This is a genomic window from Paenibacillus sp. FSL M7-0420, assembly GCF_038002345.1.
Taxonomy (GTDB): Bacteria; Bacillota; Bacilli; order Paenibacillales; family Paenibacillaceae; genus Paenibacillus_AQ.
Map to the genome: position 1 here is coordinate 6606313 of NZ_JBBOCJ010000001.1, position 18649 is coordinate 6624961.

The 18649-nt window shown below is 55.0% G+C and carries 15 protein-coding genes; 3 read left to right on the forward strand and 12 right to left on the reverse strand.

Annotation, left to right across the window (positions count from 1 at the left end):
• Positions 1 to 71: 71 nt before the first annotated feature.
• The 5 genes from MKX51_RS28390 to MKX51_RS28410 form a co-directional block, all read right to left on the reverse strand.
• Positions 72 to 1202, reverse strand: a complete 1131-nt coding sequence (locus MKX51_RS28390; protein ID WP_340946646.1) for a cation:proton antiporter — start codon at positions 1200 to 1202, stop codon at positions 72 to 74.
• 151 nt (positions 1203 to 1353) lie between these two features.
• Positions 1354 to 1677 (reverse strand): L-rhamnose mutarotase, encoded by a 324-nt coding sequence (locus MKX51_RS28395; protein WP_209988750.1) that lies wholly within the window; start codon positions 1675 to 1677, stop codon positions 1354 to 1356.
• 108 nt (positions 1678 to 1785) lie between these two features.
• A complete protein-coding gene (locus MKX51_RS28400; protein ID WP_340994676.1) occupies positions 1786 to 2946 on the reverse strand; it encodes an ABC transporter permease in 1161 nt (386 codons plus the stop codon).
• Complete coding sequence (locus MKX51_RS28405) at positions 2939 to 4105, reverse strand: ABC transporter permease (RefSeq protein ID WP_340994677.1); 1167 nt, start codon at positions 4103 to 4105, stop codon at positions 2939 to 2941. The genes MKX51_RS28400 and MKX51_RS28405 overlap by 8 nt, the downstream gene beginning before the upstream one ends.
• A 14-nt stretch (positions 4106 to 4119) precedes the next feature.
• On the reverse strand, positions 4120 to 5055 hold the full coding sequence (locus MKX51_RS28410) for an ABC transporter ATP-binding protein (protein WP_340946641.1): 936 nt from the start codon (positions 5053 to 5055) through the stop codon (positions 4120 to 4122).
• 194 nt (positions 5056 to 5249) lie between these two features.
• Here MKX51_RS28410 and MKX51_RS28415 point away from each other — a divergent pair, with 194 nt between their 5' ends.
• Both MKX51_RS28415 and MKX51_RS28420 read left to right on the forward strand, forming a co-directional pair.
• The gene (locus tag MKX51_RS28415) at positions 5250 to 6413 is read left to right on the forward strand and encodes a sensor histidine kinase (protein WP_340994678.1); all 1164 of its coding nucleotides are present in this window, start codon (positions 5250 to 5252) and stop codon (positions 6411 to 6413) included.
• Between the two features lie 558 nt (positions 6414 to 6971).
• Entirely contained in the window at positions 6972 to 7634 is a 663-nt protein-coding gene (locus tag MKX51_RS28420; RefSeq protein WP_340994679.1) for a response regulator transcription factor, read from the forward strand.
• A gap of 471 nt (positions 7635 to 8105) precedes the next feature.
• On the opposite strand, the gene MKX51_RS28425 is transcribed toward MKX51_RS28420, so the two are convergent.
• The 6 genes from MKX51_RS28425 to ftsE all read right to left on the reverse strand — a co-directional run bounded on the left by MKX51_RS28425 (position 8106) and on the right by ftsE (position 16226).
• Positions 8106 to 9338 carry an IS110 family transposase gene (locus tag MKX51_RS28425; protein WP_340990933.1) on the reverse strand — a complete coding sequence of 411 codons (1233 nt, stop codon included), beginning with the start codon at positions 9336 to 9338 and terminating at the stop codon, positions 8106 to 8108.
• Between the two features lie 618 nt (positions 9339 to 9956).
• The gene (locus tag MKX51_RS28430) at positions 9957 to 11303 is read right to left on the reverse strand and encodes a PDZ domain-containing protein (RefSeq protein WP_340994680.1); all 1347 of its coding nucleotides are present in this window, start codon (positions 11301 to 11303) and stop codon (positions 9957 to 9959) included.
• 263 nt (positions 11304 to 11566) lie between these two features.
• A complete protein-coding gene (locus tag MKX51_RS28435; RefSeq protein WP_036721180.1) occupies positions 11567 to 13033 on the reverse strand; it encodes a S41 family peptidase in 1467 nt (488 codons plus the stop codon).
• Between the two features lie 242 nt (positions 13034 to 13275).
• Positions 13276 to 14592 carry a murein hydrolase activator EnvC family protein gene (locus MKX51_RS28440; RefSeq protein WP_340994681.1) on the reverse strand — a complete coding sequence of 439 codons (1317 nt, stop codon included), beginning with the start codon at positions 14590 to 14592 and terminating at the stop codon, positions 13276 to 13278.
• A 43-nt stretch (positions 14593 to 14635) separates the two neighbouring features.
• Positions 14636 to 15550 (reverse strand): permease-like cell division protein FtsX, encoded by a 915-nt coding sequence (ftsX, locus tag MKX51_RS28445; protein ID WP_036694712.1) that lies wholly within the window; start codon positions 15548 to 15550, stop codon positions 14636 to 14638.
• Positions 15540 to 16226, reverse strand: coding sequence for a cell division ATP-binding protein FtsE (ftsE, locus tag MKX51_RS28450; RefSeq protein ID WP_036721184.1), 687 nt, complete (start codon positions 16224 to 16226; stop codon positions 15540 to 15542). The genes ftsX and ftsE overlap by 11 nt, the downstream gene beginning before the upstream one ends.
• A 189-nt stretch (positions 16227 to 16415) precedes the next feature.
• Here ftsE and MKX51_RS28455 point away from each other — a divergent pair, with 189 nt between their 5' ends.
• Positions 16416 to 17843, forward strand: a complete 1428-nt coding sequence (locus MKX51_RS28455) for a VanW family protein (RefSeq protein WP_340994682.1) — start codon at positions 16416 to 16418, stop codon at positions 17841 to 17843.
• A 124-nt stretch (positions 17844 to 17967) separates the two neighbouring features.
• Here MKX51_RS28455 and MKX51_RS28460 read toward each other — a convergent pair whose 3' ends face one another.
• On the reverse strand, positions 17968 to 18570 hold the full coding sequence (locus tag MKX51_RS28460) for a DL-endopeptidase inhibitor IseA family protein (protein ID WP_340994683.1): 603 nt from the start codon (positions 18568 to 18570) through the stop codon (positions 17968 to 17970).
• Between the last annotated feature and the right edge of the window lie 79 nt (positions 18571 to 18649).

Genomic DNA, 18649 nt, shown 5'->3' on the forward strand with positions numbered 1-18649 from the left:
AGTACAACCTATTATATAAGATTATCACGGTCCACAAATTTAGAGATTGTCTTATTTTCTTTAAAAAATAGTCACCGGAACATGCCCTTGAGCAGCGGCGGCGTGACAAGTGTGGTTACAATTACAGCAATAATCACTCCAGTGAAATACTCCGGCTGCAGCAGCCCGCTCGACAGGCCCGTGGCGGCTATTATCAGAGCGACTTCGCCTCTGGAGATCATGCCTGCGCCGATAATGAACGAGGACCGGGTATTGAACCCGGTCAGCCGTGCGCCGATTCCGCCGCCCAGCCATTTCGCCAATATTGCGAACAAGGATAACACCACCACAAATAGAATGTGGCTGCCCAGCCCCTCGAAGCTGACACTAAGCCCGATGCTCACAAAAAAGACTGGTACAAACAGCGTATAGGCAATCGGCTCTACTTTGGACTCCACCACCTGCTTGAAGGACGTCTGGGCAATAGCAATTCCGGCGGCAAAAGCGCCGATGATGCCGGCCATCCCCATCCGTTCGGCAAAGTATGCATAGGCGAAGAGAATCACCAGTGCGGCGGTCATGACCGCCTCGGTCACCCGCAGAGGGGCGAGCCAGCGCAGCAGCCGCGGCACGGCCAGCCAGCCGGCGAGAATGGCGACGGCGAAGAACAGCAGTTTTTTGCCGATCAAGAGGGGAATGGAGATGTCACTGCCTGTGCCGAAAAAGCTCATCAGCACCGCCAGCAGAATCACAACAAGAATGTCATCGATCACCGCCGCTCCCAGAATGGTCGAGCCTTCCGGCGAATTCAGCCGGTCCATCTCCTTCAGCACCTGAACGGAAATACTGACTGAGGTCGCACTTAGAATCACCCCTAGAAACAGCGCATTATGATCCGCGAAGCCGAACCACGCCCCGATGCCATACCCGCCGATAAAAGGCAGCAGAATTCCGCCCACCGCGACCGCCAGAGCCGACTTCCAGTTCTCACGCAGCTGCTTCAGGTCTGTCTCCAGTCCCGCGATGAACATCAGCAGCAGCACGCCAATCTCGGACATGTAATGAATGAATCCGCCCGGCTGCACCCAGCCGAGCACGGCAGGTCCGAGAAGGATGCCGACCAGCAGCTTCCCCAGCACCGCAGGCTGCCCGAGCCGCACAGACAAGTCCCCGGCCAGCTTGGTGAATAATAGAATCAGCAGTAAATACAATATGAATTCCACTTGCTATTTCCACTCCTTTTCTCCTGAAAAACTCCATAAAACGACAAAGAGAAGCCTTGGTGACAGGCTCCTCCTAATAACACTGACCTATTCAGTTCACTTCACACGATTCTCTCCAGTATAACTCCAATGAATATTGCTGTAAACCGGACTACTTCAGATAAAAGACCTCACGCAGCGGCACCATCGGAACCGCATCGTTGAAATCGAAGGAGCCCTCGACCATCTTCGAGGTGATCGCATTCCAGCGGTTGCAGGCCTCGCTCCCGGCGATGTAGGCGAATGCTGCTTCCGTATCATCACATTCGAAGCAATAGAAGAACTGGTTGCCATTCTGAAAAATCGAATAGTTGCGGATGCCCGCTTTACTGTGCTCCTCCAGAATCTCCGGCCATGGGTCCAGATGCATCTGTACGTATTCCTCTAAGTTTTCCTCTTTCACCTTCCAGGTCCAAGCCAGCTTGTTGCTGCCCATCCTCGCATCCCCCTGTCATTTGTTCCTTCGATTCAATCATATCACACAATTAAGTGGTTTGGACATGTCCGATTCGGACATTATGGGCAGCAAGGATATGCTTCGATATCAGGTACTGGTTCCCGCTTCGTTCGGACGGAGAATGGCAGAGCCAATCGCCAGCAGGACGGCGGCCATCAGGCCCAGGATCGCAAACGGCATCCACAGCTCGTTCCAGCCGCCACCGGTCGCGGCAATGTCCACCGCCTGTATCGCCCATTTCTGCGGTGTAAAGTTGGCCAGCTTCTGCATATATTCCGGCATGATGGAGACGGGCCAGAAGCAGCCGCCCAGCATGCAGGTCGGGGTAAGAATCAGCGAATTCAGCATCCCCGCATTACGCGGATTGCGGATCAGCCCGGCAACGGTGCTGGCAATCCCCATGGAGACCAGCATGAAGGCCGCCAGAACCAGGAAGTAGAGAAAGAGCGGCATCTCATAATCGTAGCGGAGCACCCATTTGCCCAGCACCAGCACGACAAGGATCTGAATCATTCCTACAAGAAAGCTGCCCAGGAAGTTGCCAAGCGCAATTTCATAGGAACGGACTGGAGCGCTGAACATGCGCATCATGGTCCGCCCTCTGCGGTCATCCGTGATCTGGGAGACAGAGCTGGTCACCAGCGCCATCAGGAACATAAGCGTCATCCCTGTAACTACGCCTAGGGTCTGCCGCGGATAGAGATCATAATCGGTACGCGTGCTGCCCACGTTGTGCTGCTCCGACTGCTTCAGCACAGCTGCGAGCTGCGCCTGCATATCGCCTGTTCTTCCACTGGCGGCAGCAACGGTATGTGCCGCTTCGGCAATTTGTGCAGCAGTGGCGGTGATCTTCATCTTCATCATAATTGAGCTTTCACTTGCCCGAAGCTCATAGATGCTGATCTGCGGCGGCTCCCCCGCCATTAAGGCGGCAGTGTACCCGGCAGGAATGAACACCCCCACCGTTCCCTCCTGCTTAATTGTGGCTTCCTTCAAGGCAGCCTCGTCGCTGCGCGGCTCGAACTTATACTCTCCGGCCAGCTCCAGCTCCGTAATCAAATGTCTGCCGGCTGCCCCCGTATCCGAGTTGACGTATAGAACGGTTGCCGGTCCCTCCGCCATCCCTCCGGTAAGGGAGATAATCGCTGCCACCACTACGCCGGGAAGCAGAATGAATACCATAAGCCCTCTGAAGGTGCCAATACTTCGTCTAATCATATTCCAGGCAATAATTAATATTTTATCCACGGTAACCCACCTTCCGGTATGAGACAATCACTGCCGCGAACAATGCTGCGCTAATGATGCACATCACCCACAGATTCGGCAAAAGCTGCTCCAGACCGGAATGCAGCATCATCCGGATGACCGCCTGCTGTACCCAATGGTTAAGCGTGAATGCCCCTGCGCTGTTCACCCAGGAATCAGGAAGCGGCGCCATCCCGCCGCTGACGAAGGTCATTACTACAGTCAGGACACTAATGATATTCGTAGCCGTCGCTGAGGTCCGGCTGAAGAGGCAGATCAGTACGGCCAGTGTCATTGAGGCGGCAATCATCAGCAGGCAGAACAGCAGCAGCAGTCCCGGGCGGTTGCCCCAGTAGACGCCGAACAGCCAGTCAGACAGCAGAATAATCGTGAGGCACTGCAGGATGCTGACCAGGCCTACGCCGAGCATTTTGCCTATGAACAGATGACTGTCTTTTACCGGCATGGAATGGATTCTGAACAGCGTATGGTTCTCTTTATCGTTAAAAAGTGAGGCTGTCACGGTCAACCCGCTGTACATCAGGAACATCAGCAGCATGGACGCTGCATAGAACTGGGCCGCCGAATAGGTCTTCCCGCCATTGTTCAGATCCCCCAGTACCACCCCCGGCTTACCGGCAGGTGCCTTAGTCGCTGTAAGAGCCTGTGGTCCAAGGGTTACGGCTGCCGCCTGCTTATAATTCAGCTCCATCAGCAGATTGTCGAAGGCGGTTCCGGCGACCCGGTTATCGTCATGGCTCCTGCCCAGAATGAATTCCAGGCTGGCCTTCTTACCGCTCTGCACCTCCTGGTCGAAGCCCGGAGGAACAATCACCCCATAGGCATATTTACTGGTGCGCAGCCCGCTCTCTGCGGCTTCACGGCTCTCTGCAGTGACAGGAATTATAAGTTCCTTCACCTCAGGCGTCTCCAGAAAAGCCGTAAGGATCGCAGATTCCTCTGCCCCTCCGCCTCCATTATTCACAATAGCTACACGTACAGGCTTGATCTCATCTGCCCCCTGTACCCCGACCACCCCGGAGAGCGAAGCGCCCAAGAGGAAGATCAGCACCAGCGGCAGCAGGAACATATTCAGCAGCAAAGTGCGTGAACGGAGCTGTCTGCGCAGCTCAAATTTCATAATAATCCAGGTATTCACGTTTCTCCCCCTCTCTAGTCCCGCAAGGTCCGGCCGGTCAGGCTAAGGAACAAGGTCTCCAGATCCGGCTCTTCAATATTCAGAGAGGCAATGACCCCTTCGTGCTTGGAGAAAATAAACAGAATATCCTGGAGCGCACTTTGCGAGGAGGGAAGATACAGCTCTACCGCATCCTGCACCGCTTCTACCCGGTTGATCCGGGGATGCTGCCCCAGCTCGTTCACTAAGGCAGGGGTGATGCCCGCTGCCTTCACAACGATTTTCTCCTCGTGGGCCACCCGTTCGCGCAGCTCGTTCTCCGTACCGCAGGCAATAATATGCCCCTGGTCCATAATGGCCACCCGGTCACAGATCGCAGCGACCTCCTCCATATAATGGCTGGTGTAGATCACCGACGAACCCATCTTGTTCAAAGCCTTCACGGATTCCAGAATATGATTGCGCGACTGCGGATCAATGCCGACTGTGGGTTCATCCATAATAATCAGGCGCGGCCGGTGCATGATGGCACAGGCGATATTCAGCCGTCTTTTCATCCCTCCCGAGAAGGTGGATGGTTTATCCCTCGCCCGGTCGCTTAGGCCGGTGAACTCCAGCGCCTCTTGGGTCCGCTCCTTCAGCAGCTGTCCGCGCAGCCCATAGAGCCTGCCGAAAAAGCTTACATTATCGGTTGCCGTCATATTCTCGTATAACGCCAGCTCCTGGGGCACAAGCCCGATGCGCTTCTTCACCTCAAGCGGCTGCTCCCGTACGGACAGCCCGTCAATGATAATATCGCCGCTGTCGGCTTGAAGCAGCCCGCAGATCATGCTGATGGTCGTGCTTTTCCCGGCACCGTTCGGGCCCAGCAGGCCGAAGATTTCACCCTCCTGTATATTGAAATTCACGTGATCCACAATCAGCTTCCCGTCATATCTCTTCACAACATCGCTCAGTACTGCTAGTGCCATTGCCGATGCCCCCTGTTCCATCATTCTCGTATTCTTATTGTACAGTAGGGCGGACACAGCCGAAGGTACTAAAGGTCATGATCCAGAGGTGACGAAAGTCATCTCCTGAAGGGCAGCACTCTTATGCTAAGATGGTTATACCTGAGAAGAATGTTGACCGATTAGGGATATTTTATCTAAAAGGATGAGCTTACTTGACCAGAGAACTGATTCTGCTGCGCTATGGCCTGCTTATGATCCCGGCGATCCTCTCGATTCAAGTCTATGCATTCGCCGACTATGACTGGTTCACTCTGCATTTCATGCTGCTGATGCTGCTGGTCACCCTGGGTGCAAGGCAATCCAGCTCTCTCTCCACACTGACCGGAGGCATGGAGCTGATCTTCACCGCCTGGCTTTGTTACGAATACGGGCCGCTGATGGTTTTTCCGGCCTTGTCTGCGGTGATCTCCTATACCCGGCGGCAGCAAAGGAATACGGCTCTTGCCTTCTTCTGTATTCACCTTGCCCTGCTGAATGCCGCCCTCCTTCATGCGGCTCCGGCAGTGCTTGTGTTCACGAACCTTACCTTCCTGCTGTGCGCCGGCTTGAATCTGCTGCTGCTCCGGGCAGGACGCGGGCGTGCCGATACCTTATTTCTCTATGACGAGCTGCGCAAAAAGCATTTTGAGCTGGAAGAGGCCCGCGCAAGGCTGCTTCAGTTCACCTCGCACATAGAGGTGGCTGCGCAGGCAGAGGAACGGGTGCGGATCGCCCGCCAGCTGCATGATGACATCGGCCACCGGCTGATCCGGGTCAAGATGATGACCGAAGCGGCCATCCACACCCTCCCTGCCGCACCGGAAACGGGATTGCAGATGATGAACCAGATCCGGGATCAGCTCTCGGGCAGTATGGACGATATGCGTGCGGCGCTGAAGCGGATTAACCCTACTCCGCAGCTTGAAGGAGCCTATGCGCTGGACCGGCTGCTGGAAGAAGTGGGCCGCGATACAGGCATTGCCACCTCCTATACGGTGCAAGGGATTCCATATCCGCTCTATCCGAGCCTTCAGGTTGTGCTGTACACCAATGCCCGGGAGGCCATCACCAATGCGCTGCGGCACGGGCAGGCCAGCTCCGTATGGGTGGAGGTCACCTATACGGAGCATGAGGTGCGGATGGAGACTGGCAATAATGGGAGGCTGCCCGAAGCTGACCCGCTGAGCCGTCTGCCGGGCAGCAGCGGGATGGGCATGAAGGGCATGAGCGAGCGCTGCTCCATGGTGGGCGGGACGATGGAGCTGCGGCTGCAGCCGCAGTTCACAGTCATCACCCGGCTGCCCGTGTACCTGCAGCCGGAGGGGGTGCTGCGCTGAATGGGGGAATGGGGGCGGGGGTGGAGGCGCCTGTGCTGCATACGGACAACTTGCGGTTCTCGGGGAGCTGCTCCCCCTCTGCCAGAAACAAGTGGAAAAACGCATCTTAAATTCACAGTTTCTGATGATTCCAGGAAATTAGTTGGAAAAACAGCATCTGCTGTCGCTGGTTGTGATGCTGACGGACGATTCGGGAGTAATTAAGTGTCGTTTTTCCAACTGTTGTCCCCAAAGAGGGCATTTGCTAATCAGCAAGTGTTGTAAATCCAACTATTTTCCGTGTCGCAGTATTGGCAGACTGGTCAGTTCTCCAATTAGCCGTGTACCAGAGCATCGCCAAACTGATTAGCCATCTACCTATTCCCCCACGCCACAATACCAGCAGACTGATCCGCTCTCCAACTGTAACGCATAGCGCAGATTCCCGTTATGCCGCATCACCCCAACTTTCCAATTAGTCTTATAAGAAATGGAGCTTACCTGAGAGTTCGCATACACTCATCAAGTTCGCCGGGGACGGGCAGCGGGAGAATATTCACAGATAAGAGGTGCTGATTCATGATTAGCGTATTGATTGTTGACGATGATTCTTTTATCCGCGAGAGCCTGAAGGTATTGATCGGGCTGGATGCCGGTATCGAAGTGGCCGGAACCGCAGGGGATGGCCGGGAGGCTCTCTCCTTGCTGGGGGATCTGCCCGGCGGAGCGGATGTTGTACTCATGGATATCCGGATGCCGGGATGTGACGGGGTGGAAGGCACACGGCTGATCAAAAAAGCCTATCCGGCCGTAGCCGTCCTGATGCTGACCACCTTCGATGATGACGAGTATATTATTGAGGCTCTGCGCGCCGGGGCGAGTGGATATCTGCTCAAGAACATCCCGCCGGACCGGATCATTCAAGGCATCAAAACCGTATATGAGGGCAATATGCTCATTCATCCCGAGATTGCCCGCAAGCTGACGGGCTTCCTCCAGCCATCCGCGCGTCAGGAAATTCCAGAGGCTCAGCCGCTTGCTTCCTATGGCCTGACCAAGTCCGAGCAGGCCGTCGTCACCTCCATTGCAGAGGGGCTCACCAACAAGGAAATCGCCGCCAAGCTGTTCCTGAGCGAAGGCACCATCAAAAACTATATCACCGACATCCTCAGCAAGCTCGGCGTACGTGACCGGACGCAGATTGCGATTCTGTATCTGAAGAGCACGCAGGGGAACCCTTGAGCCATGTACTGGCAATATCTAAGGTGAACAATTATCGCTGTCTGGTGACATACATCCAGCCCATATACCTTTTTGGTCACACCTTGTAGCCGGTTTTCGCATACGTTCTGAAGTGCCTCTTCCTTTCATGGTGGCGCTCCGCCTGTCTGTCGCCAATTCTGAGCGTTTCCTCTCAAGGGCCGCTTGTCTGGAGCCGCATTGTTGCACATTTTGCAGGATTCTTCTAAAAATGTTACGGGCTACGGGTACATTGTTGCATCATTTGCAGGAATTCTGGTGCTTAGTGCGATCCACTCCGTCCGAATGTGGTCGGTTTTTCGATTACATTTGGTCCACGCACCCAATCAGCGACGAATGTGGTCGGTTTAATACGAAAATAAAAGTACCGGACAATGCACCGCAGACTGGATTTTGACAAAAAAAGACCCACCGCCCTAAAAAAACGTTTCGTTTTTTTTGAAAAAGGGGAGACTATGGGGTAGGATTTAGTTGCACGCTATATCCTAACTGCTGGATATATTGCACGTACCGATCCAACCGGTTTTTCTTGGACGTCTCATCGCCTAGTGAGACGTCTATTTCTTGGTAGGACCTCTTCTCCCGCATCAGGGCATGGAGGATTCGAATCAGCAAATGCGCGGTGGCGACGTTTGCTTTTTTATCGCCTCGTCTCTTACGTATTCGTCGAAAGAATTGGCCGATCCGGTTCGAGGACCGAGAGTTCGCCCAAGCCGCCTGACACAAGGCCCCTTTCAGATGCTTGTTCCCTTGCATCGTTTTTGACTTTCTTCGCTTTCCCGCGCTTTCGTTGTTCCCTGGACACACCCCCGCCCATGAAGCAAACTGCGCATCACTCGGGAACATTTCCGCGACATGCGGCCCCACTTCGGCAAAGATGGTCACGGCAGACGTCCGCTCAATTCCTGGAATGGAGTCAATTTGTTCAATCACCTCCAGGTACGGTTCTGCCTTCGCCTCGATTCGCGCTTCCAGCTCCGTGATCCTTTTCTCCAAATAGACCAAGTGGTCCCAATGGTCTCGAATCATCTCCCGATGATGACGGCGCAACTTGCCATTGAGCGCGTCTAGCAACTGCGGAACTTTCTTTTTTAAACGGGTTTTGACCAGGCTTTTAACGGCCATTTCGTCTACGACCTCGCCGTCCATGATCTTCTGGAGCAGGCCCCGGCCCGAAACCCCATATAGATCGGACATAAAGGTGGTCAGCTTGATGTTAGCATCCTGCAGGATTTTGTGAATACGGTTTTTCTCCGCCGTCACCGCCTGCACCATCTTACTCCGGTAACGGGTCAAGTCTCGCAAATCCCGGATGTCCTGTTCTGGCACCATACTGCCTTCAATGAGCCCGCAACGGTGCAATTGCGCTAACCAGCGCGCATCTTGCATGTCACTTTTTCGACCCGGCATATTCTTTACCCGCTGGGCGTTGGCCAAGACCAGATCACAACTGCCCTCTAAGATATTCCATACCGGTTTCCAAAACACGCCGGTACTCTCCATCACCACTTCCCGACAGCCGTGTTCATTCAGCCAATCTTGCAGGCCTAGCAATTCTCGGGTTGTCGTCCCAAAGGTTTTCAGGTGACATTGTGGTTTCTGTTCGATCGGTCCTTTCAACACGCAGGCCACAACGGTTTCCTGGTGCACGTCTAGACCGGCGCAACACATACGTACAGCATCCATTCCAATCATCCTCCATCGTCAGCTTACAAATCATGCGCTCGAGTGAGTGTAATTTAATACACGTACTTTTGGGGGCTACAATAGGCGATGCTCGAAAAGCGCAATAGAACAGTTTTTCGCACGGGGTGTATCCCAGTAACCGTTTCCGCCCTTTGATTTGTATATGTAGTGTTGACGACTACAGCCTCATTTAGAATGGTTGCGACGGATGCCACCCACTTATTTTCATTCCTGGGGGTGACAAGGCCTCTGTCTTGTCATGCCTGTTTTTCGATTACATTTGGTCCACATGCCCACGCAGCGCTGAATGTGGTCGGTTTTTCGATTACATTTGGTCCACGCACCCAATCAGCGACGAATGTGGTCGGTTTTTCGATTACATTTGGCCCATGTGCCCACGCAGCGCTGAATGTGGTCGGTTTTTCGATTACATTTGGTCCATGTGCCCATGCACCTGGAATGTGATCGGTTTTTCGATTACATTCCAGGTGCCTCACATCACTTCCTTAACAAATATACAAGGCCCGTTCCCCCTGAACATAGTTCAGAAAGAACGGGCCTCTTTAACCTCCCGCGCCAGCAGCCGCCGGGGGAATCAATTACGTTGATAATCTTCCGTCAGACACCGGCAGATTCCTGCTTAGCCTCTGCTGGCGAGGTCTGCTTGGCCTCTGCCGGCGGCGTCTTCTTCGCCCGGCCCAGCCGGTCACCCTGCACTCCCCGCTGCCGGATGCCTGTCCGCATCCCGATGATGCTGAAGATGCTGGACGGCTTGGTCTCTGCGGTGATGCCCCCGTCCGGGTCCGGCACCAGAATGATGCCGAGCTGATGATGGTCCCCGGCATAGATCGCGCGCTGCAGATACTTGCTCTCGCCTTCGCGGTTCTGCACCTCCAGCTTGCAGAACGCGGGGTTCATGCGCAGCGCCTCATGCAGCTGCGCCGCGCTGGTCAACAGGACCCCGTTGACCTTCAGCAAGATCTCGCCGGGCAGGATGCCCAGCTCCTGCGCGGGGCTGCCCTGCAGCACGGCCAGCACCTTGCGGCCGGCCGGGGGATGCACGAAGACGGGGCTAAGGCTGCGCTCCTCCAGAGCGCTGTACCAGCTTAACCCTTCGTGCAGCAGAATAGCCGCGAGCGCCGCGACAACCGTCAGCGGGCTCCATAGGTCCGCAAGCAGGCTGAGGCCGAGCAGGACGGCGCTGTAGACCAGCAGCCGTCCGAACGTCCGGGCCGCCTTGCGTCCGGGCAGCATGCCCTGGGTCATCTCGCTGAAGCCGATGATGACCGGCAGCGAGACCAGGCCGAGGCCCCCGCCCAGCAGCGGATGCCACGGCAGTTCACCGATTCCCGTGCCTGCGGGAATCAGCACGAACAGCGGCAGCGGCCAGAAGGCCTGCAGCTGGTAGCCGCCCACCACCTTGCCGCGCTTGCCGGCAAGGAACAGCGGCGTCGCCAGCCGGGGCCCCTGCCAGCGCGCCAGCAGCGCCTCGGCCACGTGGAGCAGCGCGGCCAGCGCCAGCAGCGCCGGGATGTCCATCTCCCGCACGGCGCCGGCAACCGTTCCGGCGGCTCCGTTCTGCAGCGTCCCCGGGAAGAACGACAGTACAAACTGCACGATCCCCAGCGCGCCTATGGCATACGCAAAGCATAAATAACGCACCCGAAACAGCATTAAGACAAGGCTGACCACCCAGATACAGGCAACAGCCGTATAGGTCACTGAGACTCCAAGTGCAACCGCGGCAAGGGAGACAAACAGCCCCATAAGTCCGCCGGTCCACACGGTCCGCCAGGTTTCCGGTCCCCAGCTATGCAGCTTCACATGAATAAGCTTCCGCTCCAGGGCTACCTGTCTGCGGTAATATAGGGCAATAAATAGAATAGCGATATAGTAATAGGGCTGAATCAGCAGATGAAGCACTGCCGTGCCCCAGCTGGTCAGCAGCTCCGGGAGTACATTCAACGGTTCGCACACTCCTTTTCATAGCCTAGAACAAATAGGGATTATCTGCACGCCGGCACAATGTATGCTGTTTTTCGCATACATTCGGGCCATGCGCCTGCACGTCAGCACAATGTATGCTGTTTTTCACATACATTTGGCCCATACGCCTGCACGCCGGCACAATGTATGCTGTTTTTCACATACATTCGGGCCACAATTAAAAACAGAATTAAATGACAATATCCCATTTAAAGAAAAAAAGAAGGCTGAAATCAGCCTTCTTACTTGTTCGACGCCGCAGCCTTGATTTCCTTCTGAATTTCTTCGATCCCCTTATTCCGCTGATTGTCATTCACCGGATCCTGGATGACCTTGATCAGCGCCAGCTCCAGCGCTTCCGCGGTCTTGGCATCAATCGAGCCTGTCGATTTCAGCTTGGCTGCGCTCTGGAATTTCTTGACCGCTTCTTTGGTCCCGGCATCGAAGTAACCGTCCTTGCGGCCCGGCTTGTAGCCTAGCCCATCCAGCATAGTCTGTGCACTTTTGACATCTGCATTGTTCATATTATATTGCAGCGTAACGCTCTTGTTAATCGGCGCTACCGAGAAGTAATCCGGCTGAGCTACGGCGATATCCGGCTTAATACCCTTGCCGTGAATCCAGGTGCCGTCAGGCGTCAGCCACTTGGCAATCGTAATCTTCAGCAGGCTTCCGTCACCGAGCTGCTCCTCGAAGCTGGTCTGCACGGTTCCTTTGCCGAACGAATTCTCCCCGATCAGCTTGGCTCCGGCAGATTGCTGCAGGGCTCCGGCCATGATCTCCGAAGCGCTCGCGCTGCCTTTGTTCATCAGCACGACTACCGGATACTTCTTGCTTGATCCCTTCGAGGTACTGATCTCGCGCCGCTTGTTCTTATCTTCCACCTGCACAATGGCTTTGCCGGAAGGTACGAACTGCTCGACCATCTCAATGACGACCGGCAGCACACCGCCCGGGTCATTGCGGACATCAATAACGAGTCCCTTCATGCCTTGCTTCTCCAGCTTCGTCAGCTCTTCCTTGAACCGCTCCGAGGTGTTCTGTGAGAACTGCGTAACCTCGATCACACCGACATGCTCCTTCTCCATCTTCGCATAGACCGTCTCCAGTCTGACATCATCACGGGTGATGACGAATTGCAGCGGCTCCGCTGTTCCAGTCCGCTGGACCTTCAGGGTCGCCTTGCTGCCCTTGGGACCGCGGATTTTGGCTACAGCCGCATTCAGCTCCAGCCCTTCCAGCGATTCACCGTTCACGGAGAGGATCACATCCTTGGCCTGAATGCCGGCCTTCTCTGCCGGTGAGCCCTTGATAGGGGAGACTACAACGACTTTGCCGTTGTCGGAGGAGACTTCAGCGCCAATCCCCGAGAAGGAGCCTTCAATGCTCTCCTCGAACCGCTGTGCCGTCTCCTTGCCCATGTAGTTGGAATACGGGTCGCCCAGTGCTTCCATCATTCCGTTGACCGCACCATCAATCAGCTTCTCCCGGTCGACCTTCTCATAATAATTGCTCTCGATCAGGCTAAGAGCGGTACCCAGCTTCTTCGATTCCTTCTCCTGTAGTCCGGCAGTCTGCAGAACCGTTGCCAGCCCTTCTCCTGCCGCTTGTCCGAATACCTGTACATAACCGGTCACGCCCAGGGTCAGCAGACTGCCGCACAGCAGTGCCGCGACGATCATAAAGGCCGCAGTGCTTTTCTTTAACATGATGTTCCCACCGTCCCTTCTTGTCCATCTTAACACCAGCATGGGCCCGTTCCATGAGAAACGGCATCTCTTCCAGTATATGCCGCAGCACGAAAATATATTTATTTTATAAATTGAAATGATGATTTTTATGTTTTGGGATTGGCCGTGACTCCAGAGAATATTTGGACTTTCCCTTAACTTAATTTTTTAGTTCAATCTATATAGTTCAGCTAAACTTGGAATTTCTCTGCTAAGCGCACTTACAGATAAGGCATAGGATTCACCGGTTTCCCGTTGATCCGCACTTCAAAATGCAGATGCGGGCCGGTCGAACGTCCGGTAGACCCGGATTCGGCAATCTTCTGCCCGCGCTCCACCCGTTGTCCCTGGCTCACCTTGATACCGCCCTCGCGGATATGTCCGTACAGCGTCCATACCCCGCCGCCATGGTCAATAATGACACAATAACCATAACCGCTATACCACTGCGCTAACACAACCGTACCGGAATCCGCCGCATGGATACTCGTACCCTGCGGTACGGCAAAGTCCACACCGGTATGCAGCTTGCCGACTTCATGCGTCACCGGATGGGTCCGGTAACCAAAAGGAGAGGAGATCCGCGCGTAGCCCACCGGCCGCAGGTAAGGACCGTCTCCACCGGAATAATCTTCTGCGCTCGCAACGGAGGAGCTGTCACCGCCGGAAGACTTGGAGGCCTTCGCCTTCTCCGCCGCCTTGGCTGCGGCTACTGCCGCCCGGCGCTGCGCTTCAGCCTTCGCTGCCGCTGCTCTGCGCGCCGCTTCCTCCGCCTTAAGCTTGTCCTTCTGCGCTTCCAGCGCAGAGCGGCTGCTAGCCAGCTCTACCAGCTTGGCATCCTGTTCAGCAGAGATGACCTCCGAATTCTGAATCTCCTCATCATAATAAGCGATGAGCTCCTGCTTCTCCGCTTCCTTCTCCTTCAGCACACTGCGCTGGGCCTCCAGATCGGTGTACAGCTGCTTCGCCGTGGCATATTGCCCTTCCAGCTCCTGCTTCTTGGCAATCACCGTCTGCTTGTCCAGCTTATGCTGCACCAGCAGATCCTGATCCTGATCCACGATCATCTTCAGGGAATCGGCCCGGTCCAGGAAGTCGGAGAAGCTGGTCGAGGACAGCAGCACATCCAGATAGGAGACTGCGCCATCCGTGTACATCAGACGGACACGGGATTCCAGCAGCTTTTCGCGGGAGGCCACACGCGCCTCCGCATCATCCAGCTCCGTTGCCGTCACGGTAAGCGACTTCTCCGTGCTGGCAATTTTGCCGGATATCGTGGTCATCTCACCCTTCACCTGTGCAATTTGCCCCAGGACATAGTCCAGATTCAGCGTGGTCTTATTCTTATAGTGCTTAGCCTCCTGATTACGGGAGTCCGCCTTCTCCTGCGCCGCCTTGGCCGCCTGGACCTCCTGCTGCAGCTGCTTCAGCTGCTTATCAATCTCGGCAACGCTTGTTTTCTTCGCATACCCGTCAGAGGGCCCGAACATTGTGACAGCCAGCAATATTACGGCCATTCCGGCAGCAATTCTTTTCAACTTGCACTCTCCGTCCTTTGTTCAAAGATGTGAATCATACAGGCTATACCTTCAAGAACTTGCGGATCGACACCGTGCTGCCCCATACGCCAATCAGTACACCGAGGCCCACCAGCAGCCCGCATAGCAGCAACCAGATATTCTCAAACGGAATCAGCTGCAGCCCCAGCATCGGATCTCCCTTCACAGAAGACACCAGACTGCTGTAACCGGCGTAGAGCGCGCCAGAGGTTACTACTGAACCGATCAACCCGATCAGAGCACCTTCGATAAAGAAGGGCCAGCGGATGAAATAATTCGTCGCTCCCACAAGCTTCATAATGCCGATTTCCTTGCGGCGGGCCAGAATCGTTACCCGGATGGTATTCGAGATCAGGAACATCGACATCAGCGCCAGTCCTGCTACAAAAATAAACCCGATATTCCGCACCGCCTTGGTCACCTTGAATAAAGTCTCCACTGAGCCTTTACCGTAGTTCACCTTGTAGATCGGCTGCTCTTCATGCGTCTTGTTCAGTGCTTCTATCTTCTCCGCTACAAACGGAACCGTGGTCGGCTCAATGACTTCAACGAGCAGCTTGTCCGGCAGCGGATTATTGTCTTCATCGAAGCCTTCCAGGAGCTCGGCGGCATCCGGCCCCATATCTTCACGGAATTCCTTCAAGCCCTGTTCTTTGGAGACGAACTCCACCTTGCTGACTTCCGGCATATTGCCGATTTCGTTTTCCAGCTTCTCCCGCATCTTCTGGTCCGTATTCAGCGTCAGATGCACATTGATCTGCACCTGGCTGTCTGCTTTGTCCGCAATTTGATTGACGTTGAGCACCAGCAGGATGAACACTCCGAGTACGAAGAGAGAGACAACGATGGAAGTGATGGACGCCACCGACATCCAGCCGTTGCGGAATACGTTTTTGAAGCCTTCCCGCAAATGCCGCAAGAAGGTTTTAAAACTCATAACCGTATTCCCCTCTCAATTGGTCTCTGACGATCGTTCCATTCTCAATCGCTAGCACCCGTTTGCGCATTTTGTTCACAATATCCCGGTTGTGGGTCGCCATAACGATCGTGGTGCCGCGAAAATTAATCTCATCCAGCAGCTGCATAATGCCCCACGAGGTCTCCGGGTCCAGATTGCCGGTAGGCTCGTCCGCAATAATAACGGAAGGGTTGTTGACGATGGCTCTGGCAATCGCGATCCGCTGCTGCTCTCCCCCTGAGAGCTGTGAGGGCTCACGCCCCGCCTTGCTGCGCAGTCCCACCAGATCGAGCACTTCATTCACACGCTTCTTGATAATCTTCTTCGGCGCCTCAATAACATCCATCGCAAAAGCCACATTCTCATACGCCGTCATCTTCGGCAGCAGCCGGAAATCCTGAAAGACCACACCGATATTGCGGCGCACATAAGGGATCTTACGGGGCTTCAGCTTGCCGATATTGAACCCGCCTACGGAGATCTGTCCTTTGGTCGGCGTTTCTTCTCTATAAATTAATTTCATGAACGTTGATTTCCCTGCGCCGGACGGTCCGACAATGTAGACGAACTCATTGCGGTCGATTTTGACCGATATTCCCTGCAATGCATGGGTCCCGTTAGCATAGGTCTTCCACACATCCTGCATCTCAATCATTTTCTCACTTCCCGATTCTGACATCTTCCGCCGGGCCACCGGGCCGGGGGAGCTTCCATAAACTGCATGATTATCGCAGGCGTATCTATTGTAACAAATCCATAACCCCTTGAGTACCCGAAAGTTTTACCGAATCCTTACATATACATAAAAACATCAGGTTTCGCCCCATAGAAGGAGAGATTACTTATGAAAAAAATACACGCCGCTCTCATCGCGGGTTTCGGTCTGATGCTGGCCGGTTCGCTGGCTGCCGGAGGACTTCATCTATACGGCACCCAGCCTACCTTGCCCGCAAACACCGTTATCGCTGGCTGGGAGGTTGGCGGAATGAACATCGCTGACGTAACGGCCGGAATGGATTCAAGACTTCAGGCGCTGGAAGCTACTCCACTCATGCTGAAGGCAAAAAATAATGCCGGACTACAGGTCACCCTTAAGCAGGCAGGTGTTACCTATGAAGCCGGGGACTTCCTACAGGCGCTGAAGACGCTGACGGACGGCACGCTGATGGAGCGGGTACAAGCCCGGCGCAGCTGGTCCGGCAGCTGGAATATGGAGATTCAGCTGCAGACTGCGCAGCTCAGAAGTCTGTTGAATCCCGAATGGGAAAAAGCCTCCTTCGGCGTTCCGGTCGATGCGGTCCGGCGGATTACCGGAGATGACCGGGTCGTATATACGCCGGGCACCTCCTCCTACGAGGTGGACTGGCAGGCGCTGGAGCTTGCGATGCAGGCGGCAGTGCCCACCCGGTTGGCTGCTGACGGCAAGCTTCAAGATCAGCAGATTCAGCTGGAGGTTCCCCTTGCCGTCAAGCAGCCGAAGATCACGCTGCAAGCGCTCAAGGATCAGGGCATCGATCGCAAAATTGTCCAGTTCAGCACCTCCCTCGGGGCCAGCGGCCCCGGGCGCAGCTTCAATGTAGAGGCCGCCGCCAAAGCTGTAAACGGTACGGTACTGCCGCCGAATGCGGTTTTTGATTACGGAAAAGCAATCCAGAAGGCCCAGACCGAATACGGCTTCCGCGAAGCCCCGGTCATCGTGAACGGCAAGCTCCAGCCCGGAACGGGCGGGGGGATCTGCCAGGTCTCCAGCACCCTGTATAATGCCGCGCTGCGCTCCGGGCTTGAGATTGTAGAGCGGCGCAACCACTCGCTTCCGGTCAGCTATCTGCCCAAGGGGCAGGACGCCACTTTTGCCGAGGGGTATATTAATTTCCGCTTCCGCAACAACACCGGCAAATATCTGATCATCAAGTCCGAAGTCCAGGGGCGCACGCTAACCATCAAGCTGTTCGGCACGTTCCCGAAGAACGTCACCTATTCCATTGAATCCAGAACCGTCGAGGTGCTGCCCCCCACAGATAAATATGTGAGCGATGCCTCGCTCCCCAAGGGCGGAACCCGGGTACTGCTTGCCGGCAAAACCGGCTATGTAGTTGAAACTTACATTACCCGCCATGTGGATGGTACAGCGGTAGAGAGAAATCTGCTCTCCCGCGATACCTATTACGCCCAGAAACGTGTCATCGCCATCAACCGCGGCGGGATGAGCAAATCCGATCAGCCCGAATCCCCGCGCAGACAGCTGGTCGAGGACGGTGTGAAGGGGCGGTAACGTCCGGTTCGCCGAATCATCTGAAGTATGTACAGCAAGCAGAAACGGCTGTGCCCACCTTGTGACAAGGTCGGTACAGCCGTTATTTTATGAAGCGCTGGATGGAACCTGAAGCCTCTGCTGCTTAGAAAAGGGTATCCGGCGACATATCAATTCTCCAGTAACCGTTAACCTTCTTCAGCTTCACTGTTACTACTTCGGAAGACCCGTTCGCCCCTTCAGCAGGTACAGTCAATTCGAACACTGCCGCCTGTGCAGTCTTGGAGACCATCCGTGCAGTCGCTCTGGTGAAATCAAGCGAGTTGCCCAGATCGGAATTGACCTGTGCCATTCTGCCCTCATGCTCCAGGAACTGTGTCTGTGCATAGAAAGCAGCCGCATTATGCGTGAACCCCTTCTTGATGTAGCTCATTAGCTGCTGCTTCGTGCCCAGATCGCTCGACAGATAGCGGTACTCCTGTGCTTTATAAGTGAACCGCTCCGGGCTGAATACATTGCCTCCCCGGCTGGCATACGTGTATAGCTTCTTGGCATGAACCACCAGCGGAACAACGCTCCGTTCCGTGAGATTGTTAATGGTCGCCGGCCCTTCCTTGCCCGGCGCAGACGCCGCAACCGTTCTTACGCCCTCAATGCTTGCCACCGGTGAAGCCGCAAGCGCTCCGCCCCCTGCAGAGACAAGACCCAGTGATAATGCCAGTGAACCGATCATCCATTTTTTGTTCATCTTGAACGCCTCCTCGTATTCCTGTGTGGTAGCCTGAAGCGTACTTCAGACTAAGCTGCTGCGATAAGTACTGTATAAC